The 17612-nt window shown below is 66.7% G+C and carries 14 protein-coding genes, 1 tRNA gene and 2 pseudogenes; 9 read left to right on the top strand and 8 right to left on the bottom strand.

The features are described from left to right. Nucleotides 1-882, bottom strand: a pseudogene (locus tag GBO37_RS15230) (ROK family protein); the annotation flags it as partial. 125 nt (nucleotides 883-1007) lie between these two features. On the opposite strand from GBO37_RS15230, the gene GBO37_RS15225 reads away from it, so the two are divergent. The 3 genes from GBO37_RS15225 to GBO37_RS15215 all read left to right on the top strand — a co-directional run bounded on the left by GBO37_RS15225 (nucleotide 1008) and on the right by GBO37_RS15215 (nucleotide 3929). Then, a complete protein-coding gene (locus GBO37_RS15225; RefSeq protein WP_369799399.1) occupies nucleotides 1008-2030 on the top strand; it encodes a sugar ABC transporter substrate-binding protein in 1023 nt (340 codons plus the stop codon). A 73-nt stretch (nucleotides 2031-2103) separates the two neighbouring features. Further along, a complete protein-coding gene (locus tag GBO37_RS15220) occupies nucleotides 2104-3159 on the top strand; it encodes an ABC transporter permease (RefSeq protein WP_045999488.1) in 1056 nt (351 codons plus the stop codon). Continuing rightward, nucleotides 3156-3929, top strand: a complete 774-nt coding sequence (locus tag GBO37_RS15215; protein WP_045981184.1) for an ATP-binding cassette domain-containing protein — start codon at nucleotides 3156-3158, stop codon at nucleotides 3927-3929. Before GBO37_RS15220 ends, GBO37_RS15215 begins: the two co-directional genes overlap by 4 nt. Before the next feature lie 157 nt (nucleotides 3930-4086). On the opposite strand, the pseudogene GBO37_RS15210 reads toward GBO37_RS15215, so the two are convergent. The 5 genes and pseudogenes from GBO37_RS15210 to thrS all read right to left on the bottom strand — a co-directional run. Further along, nucleotides 4087-5118: pseudogene (locus GBO37_RS15210) on the bottom strand (MFS transporter); the annotation flags it as partial. 127 nt (nucleotides 5119-5245) lie between these two features. Beyond that, the gene (locus GBO37_RS15205; RefSeq protein ID WP_127898186.1) at nucleotides 5246-5869 is read right to left on the bottom strand and encodes a DsbA family oxidoreductase; all 624 of its coding nucleotides are present in this window, start codon (nucleotides 5867-5869) and stop codon (nucleotides 5246-5248) included. Then, entirely contained in the window at nucleotides 5866-7329 is a 1464-nt protein-coding gene (locus GBO37_RS15200) for a class I adenylate-forming enzyme family protein (protein ID WP_252929899.1), read from the bottom strand. The genes GBO37_RS15205 and GBO37_RS15200 overlap by 4 nt, the downstream gene beginning before the upstream one ends. 74 nt (nucleotides 7330-7403) lie before the next feature. Next, nucleotides 7404-7610, bottom strand: a complete 207-nt coding sequence (locus GBO37_RS15195; RefSeq protein WP_042244736.1) for a cold-shock protein — start codon at nucleotides 7608-7610, stop codon at nucleotides 7404-7406. Between the two features lie 191 nt (nucleotides 7611-7801). Next, a complete protein-coding gene (thrS, locus tag GBO37_RS15190) occupies nucleotides 7802-9748 on the bottom strand; it encodes a threonine--tRNA ligase (RefSeq protein ID WP_252929898.1) in 1947 nt (648 codons plus the stop codon). Nucleotides 9749-9864: 116 nt separating this feature from the next. On the opposite strand from thrS, the gene GBO37_RS15185 reads away from it, so the two are divergent. Then, nucleotides 9865-11154 (top strand): MFS transporter, encoded by a 1290-nt coding sequence (locus GBO37_RS15185; protein ID WP_252929897.1) that lies wholly within the window; start codon nucleotides 9865-9867, stop codon nucleotides 11152-11154. Beyond that, a complete protein-coding gene (locus GBO37_RS15180) occupies nucleotides 11151-11900 on the top strand; it encodes a carboxylesterase (protein ID WP_252929896.1) in 750 nt (249 codons plus the stop codon). Before GBO37_RS15185 ends, GBO37_RS15180 begins: the two co-directional genes overlap by 4 nt. Here the strand turns inward: GBO37_RS15180 and GBO37_RS15175 are convergent. Together GBO37_RS15175 and phaZ are read right to left on the bottom strand one after the other, a co-directional pair. Continuing rightward, nucleotides 11882-12355 (bottom strand): pyridoxamine 5'-phosphate oxidase family protein, encoded by a 474-nt coding sequence (locus GBO37_RS15175; RefSeq protein ID WP_252929895.1) that lies wholly within the window; start codon nucleotides 12353-12355, stop codon nucleotides 11882-11884. The genes GBO37_RS15180 and GBO37_RS15175 overlap by 19 nt on opposite strands. Nucleotides 12356-12444: 89 nt before the next feature. Beyond that, nucleotides 12445-13791 carry a polyhydroxyalkanoate depolymerase gene (phaZ, locus tag GBO37_RS15170; protein WP_127898190.1) on the bottom strand — a complete coding sequence of 449 codons (1347 nt, stop codon included), beginning with the start codon at nucleotides 13789-13791 and terminating at the stop codon, nucleotides 12445-12447. Between the two features lie 251 nt (nucleotides 13792-14042). Between phaZ and phaC the strand changes: the two genes are divergently transcribed. From phaC to GBO37_RS15150, 4 genes are all read left to right on the top strand, one after another. Continuing rightward, nucleotides 14043-15905, top strand: coding sequence for a class I poly(R)-hydroxyalkanoic acid synthase (gene phaC, locus GBO37_RS15165; RefSeq protein ID WP_252929894.1), 1863 nt, complete (start codon nucleotides 14043-14045; stop codon nucleotides 15903-15905). Between the two features lie 176 nt (nucleotides 15906-16081). Then, a complete protein-coding gene (locus tag GBO37_RS15160) occupies nucleotides 16082-16537 on the top strand; it encodes a hypothetical protein (protein ID WP_045981193.1) in 456 nt (151 codons plus the stop codon). A 138-nt stretch (nucleotides 16538-16675) separates the two neighbouring features. Next, nucleotides 16676-17254, top strand: coding sequence for a polyhydroxyalkanoate synthesis repressor PhaR (gene phaR, locus GBO37_RS15155; protein WP_127898192.1), 579 nt, complete (start codon nucleotides 16676-16678; stop codon nucleotides 17252-17254). Between the two features lie 42 nt (nucleotides 17255-17296). Next, nucleotides 17297-17386 (top strand) — tRNA-Ser (locus GBO37_RS15150). Nucleotides 17387-17612: the final 226 nt, after the last annotated feature.

Genomic DNA, 17612 nt, shown 5'->3' with positions numbered 1-17612 from the left:
GGCCAGCGCCCGGCCCGCCTGGTCGGCCCATTCGGCCTCGATCCCGGCGGGAACGTCCCAGCCCGAATCGTCGGGCGGCAGGGACCGCCCGATCAAGGCCTCCAGCGCCGAGACCGAAGCCTTTTCCAGCAGCTGGCCGCCCTGTGCGCCCACGACCGGGATGGGCATCGACCCCAGGGCGCCAGCGTTGCGGGTCGGACCATGGCGCAGCGCGCCGTCCAGGACGATGCCGCCGCCCGCGAAATGGGCGATGTAGATGTGGATGAAGTCCCGCGGCAGGTCGGTCTTGCCGAAGATCAGCTCTGCCCCGCAGGCGGTGGTGGCGTCGTTTTCCACGAAGATCGGGACGGGCAGGCTGCGCGACAGTTCGGCCTGCAGGTCGTGGTCCAGCCAGTCGGCCATCTCCTGGCCCCAGTCCCACAGCCGATAGGGGGTCGCGACACCCAGGCCCATCAGACGTGCGCGCTGGCCGGGGTCCAGCGATGCGGTCATCGTGTCCAGCCCCTGACGCGCGAATGCCAGCACGCGGTCGGGGGTGGGGTGGGCATAGACCTCCTGGCGGTGCATGCGCACGCGGCCCGCGAAATCGACCAGCGCCAGTTCGACCAGCCGGCGTCCGATCTTGAGCCCCAGGAACCACGCCCCGTCCGGGGCCAGCGCCAGCGGGGTCGAGGGTTGGCCGACCTTGCCCCGCACCACGGCACCGGCGTCCAGATAGCCCGCCATCATCAGCTTGCGCGTCAGGTTGGTGATGGACTGTGCCGACAGCCCCGTCAGCTGCGCCAGCGCCGCGCGCGGCATCGGTCCCCGCCGTCGGATCAGCGACAGGATCAGCCGTTCGTTCCGGCTGAGCGCGCCGGGGCCGTCACGATCTAGGGGCATGGGTTCCGTCCTCCTGAATCGCATTAATCAACATGATTGATTTATTGACAAGCGCAATCTTCTGGTGCTTTGTAACATCAAGACGGCCGAGGAACCGTCGTGCTGGAGGAGTTAGTCAAGTGACCATCAAAACCGTTATCCGCGCATCCGTCGCGGTGTCCGCGCTTGCCCTGTCGGCAGGCTTTGCCCAAGCGCAAGAGGCCACCAAGGCCTGCCTGATCACCAAGACGGACATCAACCCGTTCTTCGTGAAGATGAAGGAAGGCGCCACCGCCAAGGCCGCGGAGCTGGGCATCGAGCTGATGACCTTTGCCGGCAAGATCGACGGCGACCACGAGACCCAGCAGCAGGCCGTCGAAAGCTGCATCGCGGCGGGCGTCAAGGGCATCCTGATCACCGCGTCCGACACCAAGGCCATCACCGAATCGCTGGGTCAGGCCCGCGAGGCGGGGATCCTGGTCATCGCGCTGGACACGCCGCTGGACCCGATCGATGCGGCCGACGCGACCTTTGCCACCGACAACCGCGAGGCGGGCCGCCTGATCGGCGCCTGGGCCGCAGGCCAGATGGGGGATGCGGCTGCGGATGCCAAGATCGCCATGCTGGACCTGTCGGCCAGCGCGCCGTCGGTCGACGTGCTGCGCGATCAGGGCTTCATGGCAGGCTTTGGCATCGACGTGAAGGACGAGAACGTCATCGGTGACGAGGACGACGCCCGCATCGTCGGCCACGAGGTCACCTCGGGCAACGAGGAAGGCGGCCAGCAGGCCATGGAGGCGCTGATGCAGCGCGATCCGGCGATCAACCTGGTCTACACGATCAACGAACCGGCCGCGGCCGGCGCCTACGAGGCGCTGAAGTCCTTCGGCATGGAAGAGAACGCCCTGATCGTGTCGATCGACGGAGGGTGCCCCGGCGTCCAGAACGTCGAGGCGGGCGTGATCGGCGCCACCGCCCAGCAGTATCCGCTGCTGATGGCGTCGATGGGCATCGAGGCCATCGCGGCCTTTGCCGCCGACGGCACCAAGCCGGAAACCAGCGAGGGGTTGGATTTCACCAACACCGGCGTGAACCTGGTCACGGACAAGCCGGTCGAGGGCGTGCCGTCGATCAGCGTGGCCGAAGGTCTGGAGCAGTGCTGGGGCTGATGCCCCCCGCCGCATGACGTCGCGACGGCGGGTTGGCCGCCGTCGCCTTCCGTGACACGCCACGAGGTCCCCGATGTCCGACACCCCCGATCCCGTGGTCGAGCGCGTTGCCGGTGAGAAGGTCGCGCAGTTCGACCATCGTCACCGCAGCACGCTGGACCGGGTGCAGCATTTCTTGCACCAGTATCCCACCATGGTTCCGGTCATCGTGCTGGTCCTGTCGCTGATCGCCTTCGGGCTGATCTCTCCCAACTTCTTCTCGGCGTTCAACCTGTCGCTGATCCTGCAGCAGGTGGCCGTCGTGGGCACGCTGGCGGCGGCGCAGTCGCTGGTCATCCTGACCGCGGGCATCGACCTGTCGGTCGGCGCGGTCATGGTGCTGATCTCGGTCGTAATGGGGCAGCTGGCGGTCAACTTCGGCATCCCGGTGCCGATCGCCATCCTGGTCGGCCTAGCCTGCGGGGCGGGAACCGGCGCGCTGAACGGTTTCCTGGTCACGCGGCTGAAGCTGCCGCCCTTCATCACCACGCTTGGAACCTGGAACGTGTTCCTGGCACTGAACTACTACCTGTCGGGTCGAGAGACGATCCGCAGCCAGACCCTGGACATGGACGCGCCGCTGCTGAAGTTCTTCGGCACCCGGTTCAACCTGGGCGGCGCCGTGCTGACCTATGGCGTGGTGCTAATGCTGGTCGTGTTCGCGGTGCTGTTCTATGCGCTGTACTATACCGCCTGGGGGCGGCGGGTCTATGCGGTCGGCGACGACCCGGAATCGGCCGCGCTGGCCGGCATTCAGACCAAGCGCGTGCTGCTGTCGGTCTATGTCGTGGCGGGCCTGATCTGCGGCCTGGCGGCATGGTCGTCCATCGGTCGCGTGGGGTCGATCAGCCCGACGTCGTTCTTCGAGGCGAACCTGGAATCGATCACGGCCGTGGTCATCGGGGGCATCTCGCTGTTCGGGGGTCGCGGGTCGATCGTGGGACCGCTGATCGGGGCGCTGATCGTGGGCGTGTTCAACTCGGGCCTGCGGCTGGCGGGTGTGGACGTGCTGTGGCAGCTGTTTGCGACCGGCTGGCTGATCATCTTCGCCGTCGCCATCGACCAATGGATCAGAAAGGTGTCGTCATGACCGAGCCGCTGCTTACCGCCCGCAACCTGGTCAAGCGCTATGGCCGCGTGACTGCCATGGATCATGCCGACTTCGACCTGTATCCCGGCGAGATCCTGGCCGTGATCGGCGACAACGGCGCCGGCAAGTCCAGCCTGATCAAGGCCATCTCGGGCGCGGTCAAACCCGACGAGGGCGAGATCCGGCTGAACGGCCAGGTGGTCAGCTTTGACAGCCCGCTGGATGCCCGCAAGATGGGGATCGAGACGGTCTATCAGACGCTGGCCCTGTCGCCCGCGCTGTCGATCTCGGACAACATGTTCATGGGGCGCGAGATCCGCAAGAAGGGCATCATGGGCCAGTGGTTCGGGATGCTGGACAAGCAGGCGATGGACGATTTCGCCCGCGCCAAGCTGTCCGAACTGGGCCTGATGACGATCCAGAACATCGCCCAGCCCGTCGAGACCCTGTCCGGCGGTCAGCGCCAGGGCGTCGCCGTGGCGCGGGCGGCGGCCTTCGGCAGCCGGGTGATCATCCTGGACGAGCCGACCGCCGCCCTGGGCGTCAAGGAAAGCCGCCGGGTGCTGGACCTGATCCAGGACGTGCGGTCGCGGGGCATCCCGATCGTGCTGATCAGCCACAACATGCCGCACGTGTTCGAGGTGGCGGACCGCGTCCACATCCATCGCCTGGGCAAGCGGCTGTGCGTGATCGACCCCAAGCAACATTCGATGTCGGATGCCGTGGCCTACATGACCGGCGCGCGTGCACCCGAAGGGGTTGCCGCCTGAGCCTTGCGTCCCGCGGCGGCCGGGGGGCCAGCCCCCCGGACCCCCCGTGGCCGGTTCCATGACGAACGGGCGGGACCGCAAGGCGCGTCGCCGTGATCGCCGGGATCGCGGTGCCGTTGTAGAGCAGTCCAACCGGGGCTGCGATCAGCACCGCCGCCAGCGTCGAGATCGCCGCGACGATGGATGCGGCCATGCCCGCGATATGGCCCATGCGCTGCAGCGCCAGCGCGTTTAGGTTGCCGAAGGTCACCCCGGCCATGAAGAACACGCTGACCGCCCAGAAGAAGAAGACCGGGAATTCCAATCCCTGCGGCAGCACGCCGGACAGGATCAGCGTCAGCGCCAGTCCCGACACGATGGTCTGCATCACATAGGCCCATTTCGCGATCCGCCGCATGCCAAAGCGCATCACGAAGGTAGCGTTCAGCACCGTTCCCGACCCCGACAGCAGCGCCATGGCGGCGAACCACAGGTGGAAGTTCTCTCCCTTGCCGTAGGTTTCGCCGAAAAGCTGCTGGGCCGAGGACAGCAGGCCGAACATCTGCCCAAAGCCGAGCGTCAGGATCAGCGTCGCCAGCATCACCTGGCGGTCGGACAGGACCTCGCGCGCAGCGGCATAGAGGGTGCCGATGCGCAGGGGACGGCGGGCGGCGGGGGGCAGCGTCTCCGCCTGGCGGATGTTCAGCCACAACGCACCGATAAGCGCGAAGGCGATGAATGCCAGGAACACCCCGTGCCAGTCCGAGATCGCGATGATCCCCGCACCAAGCGTCGGCGCCACGGCCGGGATCATGATGAAGATCATCATGACGAAGCTGCTGATCCGGGCCATCTCGCGCCCTTCGTAGAGGTCGCGGACCAGGGCCAGACCCACGATGCGCGGACCGGCGGCGCCGAGGCCCTGCACGAAACGCGCGACCAGCAGCAACTCTAGCGAATCGGCATAGATCGCGGCGATGGTCGCGGCGATGTAGATGCCAAAGCCGATGGTGATCGTGCGCTTGCGGCCAAGCGCGTCGGACAGCGGGCCCGCGAACAGCGTGCCAAGCCCCATCCCGGCCACGAAGGTGGTCAGGATCAGCTGGGCGCGGTTCACGTTGTCGGGCGTCAGGTCCGCCGCGATGTCAGGCAATGCGGGCAGCATCGCGTCGATGGAAAAGGCGATGGTGGCGAACAGGAATGCCAGCATCGCGATGAATTCGGGCAGGGGCAGGCGTTGCTGCTGCGCAAGCCCGGGGTGGGAAACGTCTGTCATGGGGTCACCGGTTGGGTCAGACCCTCAGATAGGCCCATCTTGCAGAGTCTGCAAGTTGACCCTAACGGGATGCTGCCATGATCTCGTCGATGACGCTCTGCCACAGGTCCGCGGGCTGGGCGCCGCTGACCGCATGGGCATCCGCGACGATGAAGGTCGGGACCGACGAGATCCCGCGCTGTCGGGCATGCGATTCGCGACGGGCGACCTCGTCGCGGTCGGCGTCGCTGGCCAGCAAGCGCGCGGTCAGGGCAGGGTCCATGCCGGCCGCCCCGGCGATCGCCGACAGGACGGACGCATCACCGATGTCCTGGGCATCCTGCCAATGCGCCCGCAGCAGGCCGGACATCACCCGGCCTTGTGCACCTTCCAGCCCGGCCCAGTGCATCAGGCGATGCGCATCGGTCGTGTCGGGTTCGCGCGGCGAGGGGTTCAGCGTCAGGCCGAGGGCCGCGGCGCGTTCCGCCAGCGCGCGCGTGGCGGCATCGACCTGATCGCCCAGCTTGGCCCGAAGATAGGCCACGCGGTCCATCCCTTCGGGCGGCATGGCAGGGTTCAGGCGGAACGGGTGCCAGGTGATCGCGAAGGGATGATCGGGGCGGCTTTCCAGGGCGTGGTCCAGTTCGACCTTGCCGATCAGGCACCAGGGGCAGACGGGATCGGCGAAGATGTCCAGGCGGGTCATGGTCGGTCCTTGCGATGCGCCTCGCGCAGGGCGCGGCGGTTGATCTTGCCGGTGGGCGTGCGCGGCAGCGCGTCCAGCGGGATCCACGCGCGGGGCTGCTTGTAGCGGGCAAGGCCGGCCGCGGCCAGAGCCTGCATCTGGGCGGGCGTCGCGGCACCGGTCCAGAAGGCCGCGATGATGCTGACCCCCGGCGCGGTGGGCAGTTCCGCTACCGCCACGTCGCCCGCATGGGGATGGCTGGCCAGATGATCCTCGATCTCGGGCGGGGCGACGCGAAAGCCGCCGGCATTCATGATGTCGTCGGCCCGTCCCAGCAGCGTGATCGCGCCGCGATCATCGGCCTGCGCCATGTCGCCGGTCACGAACCAGTCGCCACGAAAGCAGGCGCGTGTCGCATCGGGATCGTCCAGATAGCCCAGGAACAGCCCCGGATCGTCGCGCCGGACCGCCAGCGCGCCCGGCTGTCCCGGTGGCAGGGGGCCATCGTCGCCCAGGATCGCGAGATGTCGGCCGGGCTGCGGAAAGCCCGCCGTGCCGTGGGGCGCGGGCCGGGACGGGCTGCCCGAAAGGAAGGTCGAGATTTCGGAGGCGCCCATCGCCTCGTGCAGGTCGGTGCCGGTGCGGGCGGTCCAGGCGGTGCGCAGGCCGGGGTCCAACCGCTCTCCGGCGGCCAGGGCGTGGCGGAGGGTGGCCATCGGGGGCCAGTCCGCGCGCAGCATCCGGCGAAAGACACCGGGCGCCCCGGTCAGGATCGTCGCGCCGTGACGCGCGGCCAGCAGGGGGATGCGTTCGATCGGGGTGCCGTCGGCGGGAATCAATGCCGTCGCCCCCAGGGTCCACGGGTCCAGCAGCCCTGTGCCAAGGGTGAATGTCCAGTTGAACGCCCCGGCATGCAGCAGGCGATCGTCGGCGCGCAGCCCGTACCAGCCCGCCATCATCGCCTGCCGCGCCAGGATCGCGCGATGCGCGTGCATGACGGCTCGGGGCTGGCCCGAACTGCCCGAGGTGAAGACGATATAGGCCAGGCGATCCGCGGACCCTTGGGCGAAATCGGCCGGGGGAAGCGTGGCAATGCCGTCAAGGTCGCCCTCGGTCAGGACGGGGGCGGGATGGTCGGGCAGGGGCACGCCCGCGCCGGCCACGATCATCGCGGGTGCGATGCGGGCAGCGATGCGCGTGATCTCGGCCCCGGTCAGCTGGGCAGAGGTCGGCACCGGGATCACCCCCGCAGCGATGGCCCCAAGATAGGCGATGGGAAAGGCCGGGCGGTTCGCCAGACGCATCAGCAGCCGGTCGCCCGGGCGCAGGCCCGCGCGCGTCAGGCCCGTGGCCGTGCCCAGCACCGCGCGGCGCAGATCGCCATGGGTCCAGACCTGCGCGTCGTCCGCGCCCATGACGACCAGGGCCTGGTGGTCCGGGACAGCCTGCCCCGCCCGCAGCACATGTTCGGCCAGGTTCATTCCTGCGTCCTGCCTGTCGCCCAATAAAAAACGGCCCGCGCGAACGGGCCGTCCGGATCACGCGCGATGGCGGATCAGAGCAGTTTCAGATCGCTGGCCGAGGCGCGGCCGTCACGGCCGGACTGCAGCTCGAATGCGATCTTCTGGTTGTCCTGAAGGCCCGTCAGCCCGGCACGTTCCACGGCCGAGATGTGCACGAACACGTCCTTGCCGCCGTCATCGGGCGCGATGAAGCCGAAGCCCTTGGTCGAGTTGAACCATTTTACCGTTCCGGTCGCCATAACCGTATTCTCCTTCAAGTCATCCCGACGCAGGATTGCGCCAGGCCGTGCAGCCCGCTTTCGGTCTTCCGGCTGCCCAAGAGGGAGGCGGTAGAAAGTCTTCGCTCACGCGACTGAGAGGATGCCCGAATCGTTGCAAAACGCAAGAGTCAAACGCGGCCCCGTGGTGCCGCGTTTGACGCAGGCGGGGTTCAGCGCAGGTCCGGGGGCGTGGCCTCGGCCGCCAGATCGGCCACGACCTGGTCAAGGGTTACGGTGCGACTGCCCTGCGCGTCCAGGCGGCGCAGCGAGACGGTGCGGTCCTCGACCTCCTTCATGCCGATGGCCAGGATCGCGGGAACGCGGCCGACGGAATGCTCGCGGACCTTGTAGTTGATCTTTTCGTTGCGGATGTCGGCCTCGGCCCGGATGCCGCGGGCGCGTAGGGCGGCCACGACCTCGTGCACATAGGCGTCCGCATCCGACACGATCGAGGCCACGACCACCTGACGCGGCGCCAGCCAGAAGGGCAGCTTGCCGGCGCTGTTCTCGATCAGGATGCCGATGAAACGCTCGAAGCTGCCCAGCACCGCGCGGTGCAGCATGATGGGCCGGTGCTTGTGCCCGTCGGCACCGACATATTCCGCATCCAGACGTTCCGGCAGGTTGGGGTCCACCTGCAGCGTGCCGCATTGCCAGTCACGACCTATGGCGTCGGTCAGCACGAATTCCAGCTTCGGCCCGTAGAACGCGCCCTCACCGGGGAAAACCGTGTAGTCATGGCCCGCGGCCTTGCAGGCGTTGCCCAAGGCGGCCTCGGCCCGGTCCCAGCTTTCCTCGGTGCCGATGCGTTTTTCGGGGCGCGTCGACAGCTTGATGCGCCAGCCTTCGAAGCCCAGGTCGGCATAGATCCCGGCCAGGAAGTCGATGAACTTCTTGGTCTCGGCCTCGATCTGGTCCTCTGTGCAGAAGATGTGGGCGTCGTCCTGGGTGAAGCCGCGCACGCGCATGATGCCGTGCAGCGCGCCCGAAGGCTCATAGCGGTTGCAGGACCCGAACTCGGCCATGCGCAGCGGCAGGTCGCGATAGGATTTCAGGCCGTGGTTGAAGATCTGCACGTGGCACGGGCAGTTCATCGGCTTCAGGGCGTTGATCGTCTTGGTCTTGGCATGCTCCTCATCGACCTCGACGATGAACATGTTTTCCTGATAGTTCTCCCAGTGCCCTGATTCTTCCCACAATTTCCGGCTGACGACCTGGGGCGTGTTGACCTCGACATAACCGTCGGCGCGCTGCTTGCGGCGCATGTAGTCCTGCAGCGTGGTATAGATGTTCCAGCCGTTCGGATGCCAGAACACCTGGCCCGGCGCCTCCTCCTGCATGTGGTACAGGTCCATCTCGCGGCCCAGCTTGCGGTGGTCGCGCTTCGCGGCCTCCTCCAGCATCGTCATGTGCGCCTTGAGGTCGTCGCGGTTGCGGAACGCCACGCCATAGATGCGCTGCAGCATGGGTCGCGTCGCGTCGCCCAACCAATAGGCCCCGGCGATATGGGTCAGCTTGAAGGCATCGGCGGGCAGCTGGCCGGTATTCTGCAGGTGCGGACCGCGGCACAGGTCCTGCCAGTCGCCGTGCCAGTACATGCGCAGGTCCTGGCCCTCGGGGATGCGGTCGATCAGCTCCAGCTTGAAGGGCTCGTTCGCCGCCTTGTAATGGGCGATCGCGCGGTCGCGGTCCCAGATCTCGGTGCGGACGGGTTCGCGGGCGTTGATGATCTCCTTCATCTTGGCCTCGATCGCGCCTAGGTCGTCGGGAGTGAAGGGTTCGGCCCGGTCGAAATCATAGAACCAGCCGTGGTCGCGGACCGGGCCGATGGTGACCTTGACGTCGGGCCAGATCGTCTGGACCGCACGGGCCATCACATGGGCGAAATCGTGGCGGATCAGCTCCAGCGCCTGCGCCTCGTCCTTCATCGAATGGATGGCGATCTGGCCGCTGGCGGTGATCGGCCAGGCCAGGTCGATGTGGCTGCCGTCCAGGCTGGCGGAAATGGCGCGCTTGGCAAGGCTGGGCGCGATGCTCTCGGCGACCTCGGCGGCGGTCACGCCGGCGGGATAGTCGCGCGCATTGCCATCGGGAAAGGTGAGGGTGATCTGGGACATGTTGTCCTCCTCGTCGGTTTGGCGCCCACGGAACGCCCGGTTGCGGGTTATGGTCGGGCAGGCATGGACGTGCCCGCGCGATTAGTCAAGATTACGGCAACACACGGGAAGCCAGCATGAGCCACCACAGCGATTTCGAGGAGCAACTGTTCGAGCGTCTGGTCGAGGACCCCGACAGTGACGGCGGCCTGTCCGACGCCCAGAGCCGGGTCGAGCCGCGCAACTTCCTGCGCCACATCCTGTCTCTGGCGGCGTCGAAACTGGCCGACGGGCTGGTCGACGCGAAACTGGTTCTGTCCTGGCTGCTGACCCATCTGGGTGCGGGGGCGGGCGTGATCGGCCTGCTGGTGCCCGTCCGAGAGGCCGGGTCGCTGCTGCCGCAACTGTTCACCGCAGGGGCCATCGGCGCACTGCCGCGACGCAAATGGGCCTGGGCCGTGGGCAGCGTCGTGCAAGGTCTGGCGGCGCTGGCCATCGCGGGCATCGCCCTGACGATGGAGGGGCCGGCCGCGGGCGGGGCCATCATCGCAGCCCTGGCGGTGCTGGCCCTGGCGCGGTCGGTCTGTTCGGCCAGCTACAAGGATGTCTTGGGCAAGACGGTGGGCAAGTCGCGGCGCGGCGCGGCCACGGGTTTCGCCAGCAGCGTGGGCGCCGCGGGGGTCATCGTCTTTGCCGGCCTGCTGCTGTGGCAGCCGCTGGATCGGGCGGTGCTGGTCATCGGCGCGGTGGCGCTGGCGGGCGTCGCCTGGATCCTGGGCGGCGCGATCTTTGCGACCTTGGACGAGGAGGCGCAGCCGCGTGAGGAGGTGCTGAGCCTGTCGCAATCCATCGGCCAGCTGCGTCTGGTGCGCGAGGATGGACAGTTGGCCCGGTTCATCGTCGCGCGGTCGCTGCTGGTGGGATCGGCCTTGGCGCCGCCCTATCTGCTGGTGCTGGCCGCGGCGGGGCAGGGAGACCGTCAGCTGGGCCTTCTGGTGCTGGCATCGGCGCTGGCATCCCTGCTGTCGTCCTGGGTCTGGGGGCGGATGTCGGACCGGTCGGCCCGCCGGGTGCTGATCTGGTCGGGCGTCGCGGGGGCAATCGCCCTGGGTGCGGCCCTGGTTCTGGCGGCCATGGGGCTGGCACAGGTGACGGGCGCGATCGCGATGGTTCTGTTCGGCCTGATGATCGCGTATCACGGCGTGCGGCAGGGGCGGACGACCTATCTGGTCGACATGGCGCCCGATGATCAACGCGCCGCCTATACCGCGGTGTCGAACCTGGTGGTCGGTGTCGTCCTGCTGGTGGCCGGCGCCGCCTCTGCGGGGCTGGCGGTGCTGGGCGCGCAATGGGCGGTGGCCGCCTTCGCCGCGGCGTCGGCCTTGGGGGCCTGGGTCGCATGGGGATTGGACGAGGTGAGCGAATGACGGATTATCTGACGACGGAGACGGGACGGCGCATCGCCTACGACCGCCTTGAGGGGCAGGGCCCCGGCATCGTGTTCCTGGGCGGGTTCCGGTCCGACATGCAGGGGTCGAAGGCAGTCCATCTGCGGGACTGGGCGGCGGCGCATGGGCGTGCCTTTTTGCGGTTCGACTATTCCGGGCACGGCGCCAGCGACGGCGTGTTCGAGGAGGGCTGCATCGGGGATTGGGCCGCCGATGCCCGTGCAGCGATCGAGGCGCTGACACAGGGCCCGCAGGTTCTGGTCGGATCGTCGATGGGCGGGTGGATCAGCCTGCTGATGGCACGGACGATCCCGGACCGCGTTGCCGGGCTTGTCACGATTGCCGCGGCCCCGGATTTCACCGAACGCGGGTTATGGGCCGGATTTTCACCCGACCAACGCGAGTCGCTGATGCGCGACGGCCGCGTTGCCTTGCCAAGCGAGTATGGAGAACCGCTGGTCCTGACGCGCCGGTTGATCGAGGATGGCCGAAACCAACTGGTCCTGAACCAGCCGCTGTCGCTGCCTTTTCCGGCGCGGATGCTGCAGGGGACAGCGGATGCGGATGTGCCGGTGTCCTGGGCGATTGACCTGCTGGACCACGCGTCGGGCGAGGATCTGCGGCTGACCCTGGTCAAGGGGGCCGATCACCGGTTCTCCTCGCCCGACTGTCTGGACCTGATCGTCGCGACGATCGAGGAGGTCGTTCAGAACGTCAGGGAATAATGGTCGCCCATGTCGGGCTTGTCGCCGGTGATCTTGGATTTGGCGATCTGATACAGGAAGGCCATGCTGCCGCCAGTGGCCCAAACTTCCGCCTCGGTCAGGTCCAGACGCAGCAGCTGGACGTCGGGGTCCTGCTTGCCATCCTCGAACCAGCTGGAGGCGACTGCGTTCCAAAGCTCGTCCAGCTTGGCGCGGTTGTCGGACAGGGACAGGGTGCCGTGGATGCGGGCGTAAAGGCCCTGGCCGCCATCGCTGACCACATGCATCGCATCCTGCGGACCCGATGCTACGCTGCGGGCCAAGTCGGTGTCCCTGGCGGTGATGAACCACAGCACGCCGACCTTGCGGTCGGTATAATGCGACATCGGAACAAGCCGCGAATCCTGGGTCACACCCAGCATGCCGCTGTTGATGTCGTCCAGACGGCTCCAGAACTGGTGATTGTGGTCGGTCATCCTGCGATCCTTTCGTGCCGCATCAGGCGGCGATCGCGGGATAAACAACGATCCGCGGGACCGGGTTCCCCCGTCCCGCGGGACCGACGTCACACCGCGACGTTGTCCGAATGGACCGGATCGTTGACGCCGCAATCGGCGGCCGCGCCGCCTGCCCGACGCTTGCGACGCGGCTTGACGCTGTCCGGCAGGGCTGCGTTTTCGTCAATGAAGTCAAGAACCAGCGGGCGGATGTTAAGGCGCCACGACTTGCCCGCAAAGATGCCGTAATGGCCGGCGCCCGGTTCCAGGTGCTGAACCTTCCTCGCGTCGGGCACACCGGTGCACAGGTCCAGCGCCGCGACGCATTGGCCCGGCGCCGAGATGTCGTCATTCGCCCCCTCGACCGTCATCACGGCGACGTCGGTGATCTTTCCGATATCGACGGGACGGCCGTCGACGGTGAAGCGGTTCTGCGCGATCTCGAGGTTCTTGAAGATGCGTTCGACGGTCGACAGGTAGAATTCGGCCGTCATGTCCATGACTGCCAGGTATTCGTCATAGAACTTGTTGTGCTTGTCGCCTTCGCTGGCGGTGCCGCGCGCCTCGGCATAGATCTGTTCGATGAAGGCGCGGGTATGGGTCTGCATGTTCATGGTGATGAACGACGACAGCTGCGCCAGCCCGGGATAGACCATGCGCCCGGCACCGCGATACTTGAAGCCCACGGACTGGATCGCCAGATGCTCCAGCTCACCCATGGTGATGCGGTTGCCGAAATCGGTGACCTCGGTCGCGGCGGCGTCGGGGTCGACGGGGCCGCCGATCAGGGTCAGGGTGCGCGGCTGCGCAGCCGGCTCCTCCTCCGCCAGGATGGCGGTCGCGACCAGGGCCAGGGGCGCCGGCTGACACACCGCGATGACATTCACGTCGGGGCCTAGGTGGCGAATGAAGTCGACCAGATAGCGGGTATAATCTTCGACGTCGAACTTGCCCTCGCTGACCGGAATGTCGCGGGCATTGTGCCAATCGGTCACGTAGAGTTCGCAATCGTTCAGAAGCGACAGCACGGTCGAGCGCATCAGGGTCGCATAGTGACCCGACATCGGCGCGACCAGCAGGACCTTGCGGGGCAGGGGGTCGCGACGGGCGACGCGGAAATGGATCAGGTCGCCGAAGGCCCGGCGCAGGACCGGCTCGACATAGACGACGTGGTCCTGCCCGTCCTCTCCAGCGATGGGGGGGATCTCCCAGTCGGGCTTGATCACCATGCGTGCGAAGCTGCGTTCGGTGACACGGCCCCAGGCCCCCAGCATCCGGAACGCGGGATGCGGGACCAGCGCGAAGGCGGGATAGGCCCCGATCGCGCGGGCGGTCGCGCCCATCCATTCGTTCGTGTTCCGAATCGTCTCCATCGCGTCATAGGACACGATGCCGCGAAGACCTTTGACCGACATGTAACCCCACAATTGCTGCGCCGCGGCACATGATCTGCGCGCGACGGGGCGGCGGGAACGGGGTCAGAAGCCGGGTTTACGCCTTGCCTGCCCTGCGCATATCATGACCGTATGAGTAGGGGGGATTACGGATCATGGCAAGACAGCCGGACAAGACGGGTAAAAATGTTGCCAAATCACGTGCGAAACCGGCAACAACCGCAAAGGCGCGCGCGAAGCCCAAGCCCCAGGCCAAGACCCCGGAGGTCGAGGTGAAGACGCCCCAGGCCAAGGTGGAGGCCGCCGAACCCGAGATCGAGACGCCCCAGGTCGAGGTCACGTCGCCCGAGGCCGAAGCTAAGGTCGCGGCACCCAAGCCCGCCCCCGCCGCCCACAAGCTGGCTGAGAACATCGAGCGGATCGAGACCCTGGGTCACCGCCTGATGGCCGCGCTGGCCGATCGCAACCTGCCCAATCCCGGCGTCGAGGGGCCGGGCGCCGAGCTGTACCTGACCGCCGCGAACGCGTTCCTGAAGACGCTGGCGGAACATCCCGCCAAGATGATCGAGACGCAGGTCACCTTCTGGGGTCAGACCCTGTCGAACTATGCCCGCGCGCAGAAGGCGCTGGCCAACGGGCAGCTGACCGCCCCCGAGGATGACAGCCCCGCCGATCGCCGCTTTGCCAACCCGCTGTGGCAGACCCACCCCTATTTCAACCTGATCAAGAAGCAGTACCTGACCAATGCGCGCGCGCTGAAGGATGCGACGGCGACGCTGGATCTGCCCGACGATGTGACCCGCAAGCGTGTCCACTGGATGACCGCGCAGATCATCGACATGATGGCGCCCACCAACTTTCTGGCGACCAATCCCGACGCGCTGGAGAAGGCCGTCGAGACCGAGGGCGAGAGCCTGGTCAAGGGGCTGGAGAACCTGGTCCGCGATGTCGAGCAGCATGGCGGAGAGATGATCGTGTCCCTGGCCGATCGCCGCGCCTTCACGGTCGGAGAGAACATCGGCACCGCGCCCGGCACCGTCGTCTATCGCGCGCCACTGTTCGAGCTGATCCAGTACGCGCCCACGACGCCCAAGGCGCATGCGCTGCCCTTGGTGATCTTTCCGCCCTGGATCAACAAGTTCTACATTCTGGACCTGAAGCCCCAGAACAGTCTGATCCGCTGGCTGGTGGATCAGGGTCAGACGCTGTTCGTCGTCAGTTGGAAGAACCCCGATGCCAGCCTGTCCGACACCGGCATGGAGGAGTACGTCCAGGCCTATCTGGACGCGATGGACCAGGTGCAGGCCCTGACGGGACAGGCGCGGCTGAACGCGGTCGGCTATTGCATCGCGGGCACCACGCTGTCGCTGACTCTGGCGCTGCTGAAGCAGAAGGGCGATCGCCGCGTGAACTCGGCCACGCTGCTGACCACGCTGACGGATTTTTCCGACCAGGGCGAATTCACCAGCTTCCTGCAGGACGATTTCGTCGGCGGCATCGAGGCCGAGGTCCAGCGCCACGGCCTGCTGCGGGCACAGCTGATGTCGCGCACCATGAGCTTCCTGCGCGCCAACGACCTGGTCTGGGGCCCTGCCATCCGCAGCTACATGATGGGAGAGACGCCGCCGGCCTTCGATCTGCTGTTCTGGAACGGCGACAGCACGAACCTGCCCGGACGCATGGCGATACAGTACCTGCGCGGCCTGTGCCAGAAGAACGCCTTTGCCGAGGAGGGGTTCGATCTGCTGGGCCACCGCCTGCACCTGTCCGACGTCACGGTGCCCCTGTGTTCTGTCGCCTGCGAGGGTGACCACATCGCACCCTGGAAGGATTGCTGGCGCGGGGTGGCGCAGATGGGATCGAAGGACAAGACCTTCATCCTGTCGCAATCGGGGCATGTGGCGGGCATCGTGAACCCGCCCACGCGGCAGAAATACGGCCACTATCTCAGCGATCACGGCTTTGGCGGCACGCATCAGGACTGGAAGGACGCGGCGGCGTTCCAGCAGTCCAGCTGGTGGCCGACCTGGGGCGCATGGCTGGCCGAGCGGGCCGGTCCGATGGTGCCCGCCCGCGACCCCGGAGCGGGTCTTGATCCCGCCCCCGGCCGCTATGTCCACGAGCGCGCAGGCTGAAGCGGGGCTGGCGCACGGGACTTTCCAAGGGCTTGCGCCGACCCGCCGGATTTTCGCCGCGCCGCAGAAAAAATACTTGAAATGCTGCGGTGCAGCATTCATATTGGTGGCATGGAATGGATCGCAGCGACCCGTTCCCTCTGTCTCTCGGTCGCTGCATCACAGGAGTGAACGACATGGCAAAGACCCCCGATATGACCAAGACGATGCAGGACATGATGGCGAACTTTCCCATCGACACCAGCTCGATGCAGGACGCGATGAAGTCGCAGTCGATGATGGGCGAGAAGCTGGCCCGCGTCGCGCTGAGCGCCGCCGAGCGTTCGACCGAGATCTCGGCCCGCTGGGCCAAGGACTCGATCTCGCGCATGGGCGAGCTGGCTGCCGTCAAGCAGGACCCGTCCGAATACGCCAAGGCCATGAGCGATTTCGCCTCGGCCGCAGCCGAAATGGCCGCCGAGCACATGGCTGCCTATGCCGAAGTCGCCAAGAAGGTCCAGATGGACACCGTCGACCTGATGCTGACCGCCGGCAAGGACATGGCCTCTGATGCGCAGAAGGTGGCCGAAAAGGCCGCCCGCGACACCCAGACCGCCGTCAAGAAGGCCGCCACGGCGACCGCCGACAAGTGATCGCCTGATCACTGGAACCGACGGGGCAGGGGTGACTTCGGTCGCCCCTGTTCGCATTTGCGCGCCGGGGCTTTTTCCTTTGCGTTTTGCGGGTGCAGAATTCATCATGGCGGCCAGGATGAATTCAAGGAACCCAGGATGGCCGCATCGACTGCGCCGCTGCTGATCAAGCGTTATGCCAGCCGCCGCCTCTACAACACGCAGACCAGCGACTATGTCACGCTGGAGGATATCGCGGGCTTCATCCGCGATGGCCGCGAGGTCAAGATCATCGACCTGAAGTCGGGCGATGATCTGACCCGCCAATATCTGCTGCAGATCATCGCCGAACATGAAAGCCGGGGCGAGAGCGTCCTGCCGCTGGACGTTCTGACTGACCTGGTGCGCAGCTATACGACCAACGCGCAATCGGTCGTCCCGCAGTTCCTTGCCGCTAGCTTCGAGATGCTGCGCGAGGGACAGTCCAAGCTGATGGAGAACATGGCGGCGATGCCCAATCCGATGGCCACGATGCCGGGATTCGACGCGCTGCAGCGCCAGCAGCAGATGTTTCTCAAGGCGATGATGGGCGGCTGGCGCGGTGGTGCCTCGGGCCCCGAACGCGAGGATGGCACGCCCGCGCCGCCTGCCGGACCCGCAACCCCCGAAGACGAGCGCGACATGGCCGAGATCCGCCGCCAGCTTGCCGAACTGCAAAAGCGCGTTTCCAAGCTGTGATCCCCTTGCACCGCGCCGTGCGTCGGGCTAGACCCGCCTCACGGAGCGGTGGCCGAGTGGTCGAAGGCGCACGCCTGGAAAGTGTGTAGGCGGGAGACCGTCTCGAGGGTTCGAATCCCTCTCGCTCCGCCACTTGCCCCCGCGAAAGCGTTCTCCCGATCCGGCTGTGGCGGGTTTTTTCCGTTGTTTTAGAGGGTTATGCGGGTGGGGCTGAGCACTGGCCGTCGCGCCAGAAGGCCCGGACGCGCTCTCTCAGGGGCGGTATTCTCCGGGGCTGTGAACCGCTTCGCATCCGGTGCACAGCACCAACACCCTGAAACGCATCCATTTTTTCAAGCTGCACCCGCTTGATAGTTGT

It is taken from the genome of Paracoccus sp. 08, assembly GCF_024105395.1.
In the GTDB taxonomy this organism is placed as follows: domain Bacteria; phylum Pseudomonadota; class Alphaproteobacteria; order Rhodobacterales; family Rhodobacteraceae; genus Paracoccus; species Paracoccus marcusii.
The sequence above is the reverse complement of the archived record's forward strand: the minus strand, read 5'-3'. Positions and strand labels throughout refer to the sequence as shown.

Coding starts and splice junctions, on each gene's coding strand:
- GBO37_RS15185 (WP_252929897.1), top strand. CDS start 9,865: ATGAGCCACCACAGCGATTTCGAGGAGCAACTGTTCGAGCGTCTGGTC.
- GBO37_RS15160 (WP_045981193.1), top strand. CDS start 16,082: ATGGCAAAGACCCCCGATATGACCAAGACGATGCAGGACATGATGGCG.
- GBO37_RS15205 (WP_127898186.1), bottom strand. CDS start 5,869: ATGACCCGCCTGGACATCTTCGCCGATCCCGTCTGCCCCTGGTGCCTG.
- GBO37_RS15220 (WP_045999488.1), top strand. CDS start 2,104: ATGTCCGACACCCCCGATCCCGTGGTCGAGCGCGTTGCCGGTGAGAAG.
- phaR (WP_127898192.1), top strand. CDS start 16,676: ATGGCCGCATCGACTGCGCCGCTGCTGATCAAGCGTTATGCCAGCCGC.
- GBO37_RS15200 (WP_252929899.1), bottom strand. CDS start 7,329: ATGAACCTGGCCGAACATGTGCTGCGGGCGGGGCAGGCTGTCCCGGAC.
- GBO37_RS15175 (WP_252929895.1), bottom strand. CDS start 12,355: ATGACCGACCACAATCACCAGTTCTGGAGCCGTCTGGACGACATCAAC.
- GBO37_RS15215 (WP_045981184.1), top strand. CDS start 3,156: ATGACCGAGCCGCTGCTTACCGCCCGCAACCTGGTCAAGCGCTATGGC.
- GBO37_RS15195 (WP_042244736.1), bottom strand. CDS start 7,610: ATGGCGACCGGAACGGTAAAATGGTTCAACTCGACCAAGGGCTTCGGC.
- phaZ (WP_127898190.1), bottom strand. CDS start 13,791: ATGTCGGTCAAAGGTCTTCGCGGCATCGTGTCCTATGACGCGATGGAG.
- thrS (WP_252929898.1), bottom strand. CDS start 9,748: ATGTCCCAGATCACCCTCACCTTTCCCGATGGCAATGCGCGCGACTAT.
- GBO37_RS15180 (WP_252929896.1), top strand. CDS start 11,151: ATGACGGATTATCTGACGACGGAGACGGGACGGCGCATCGCCTACGAC.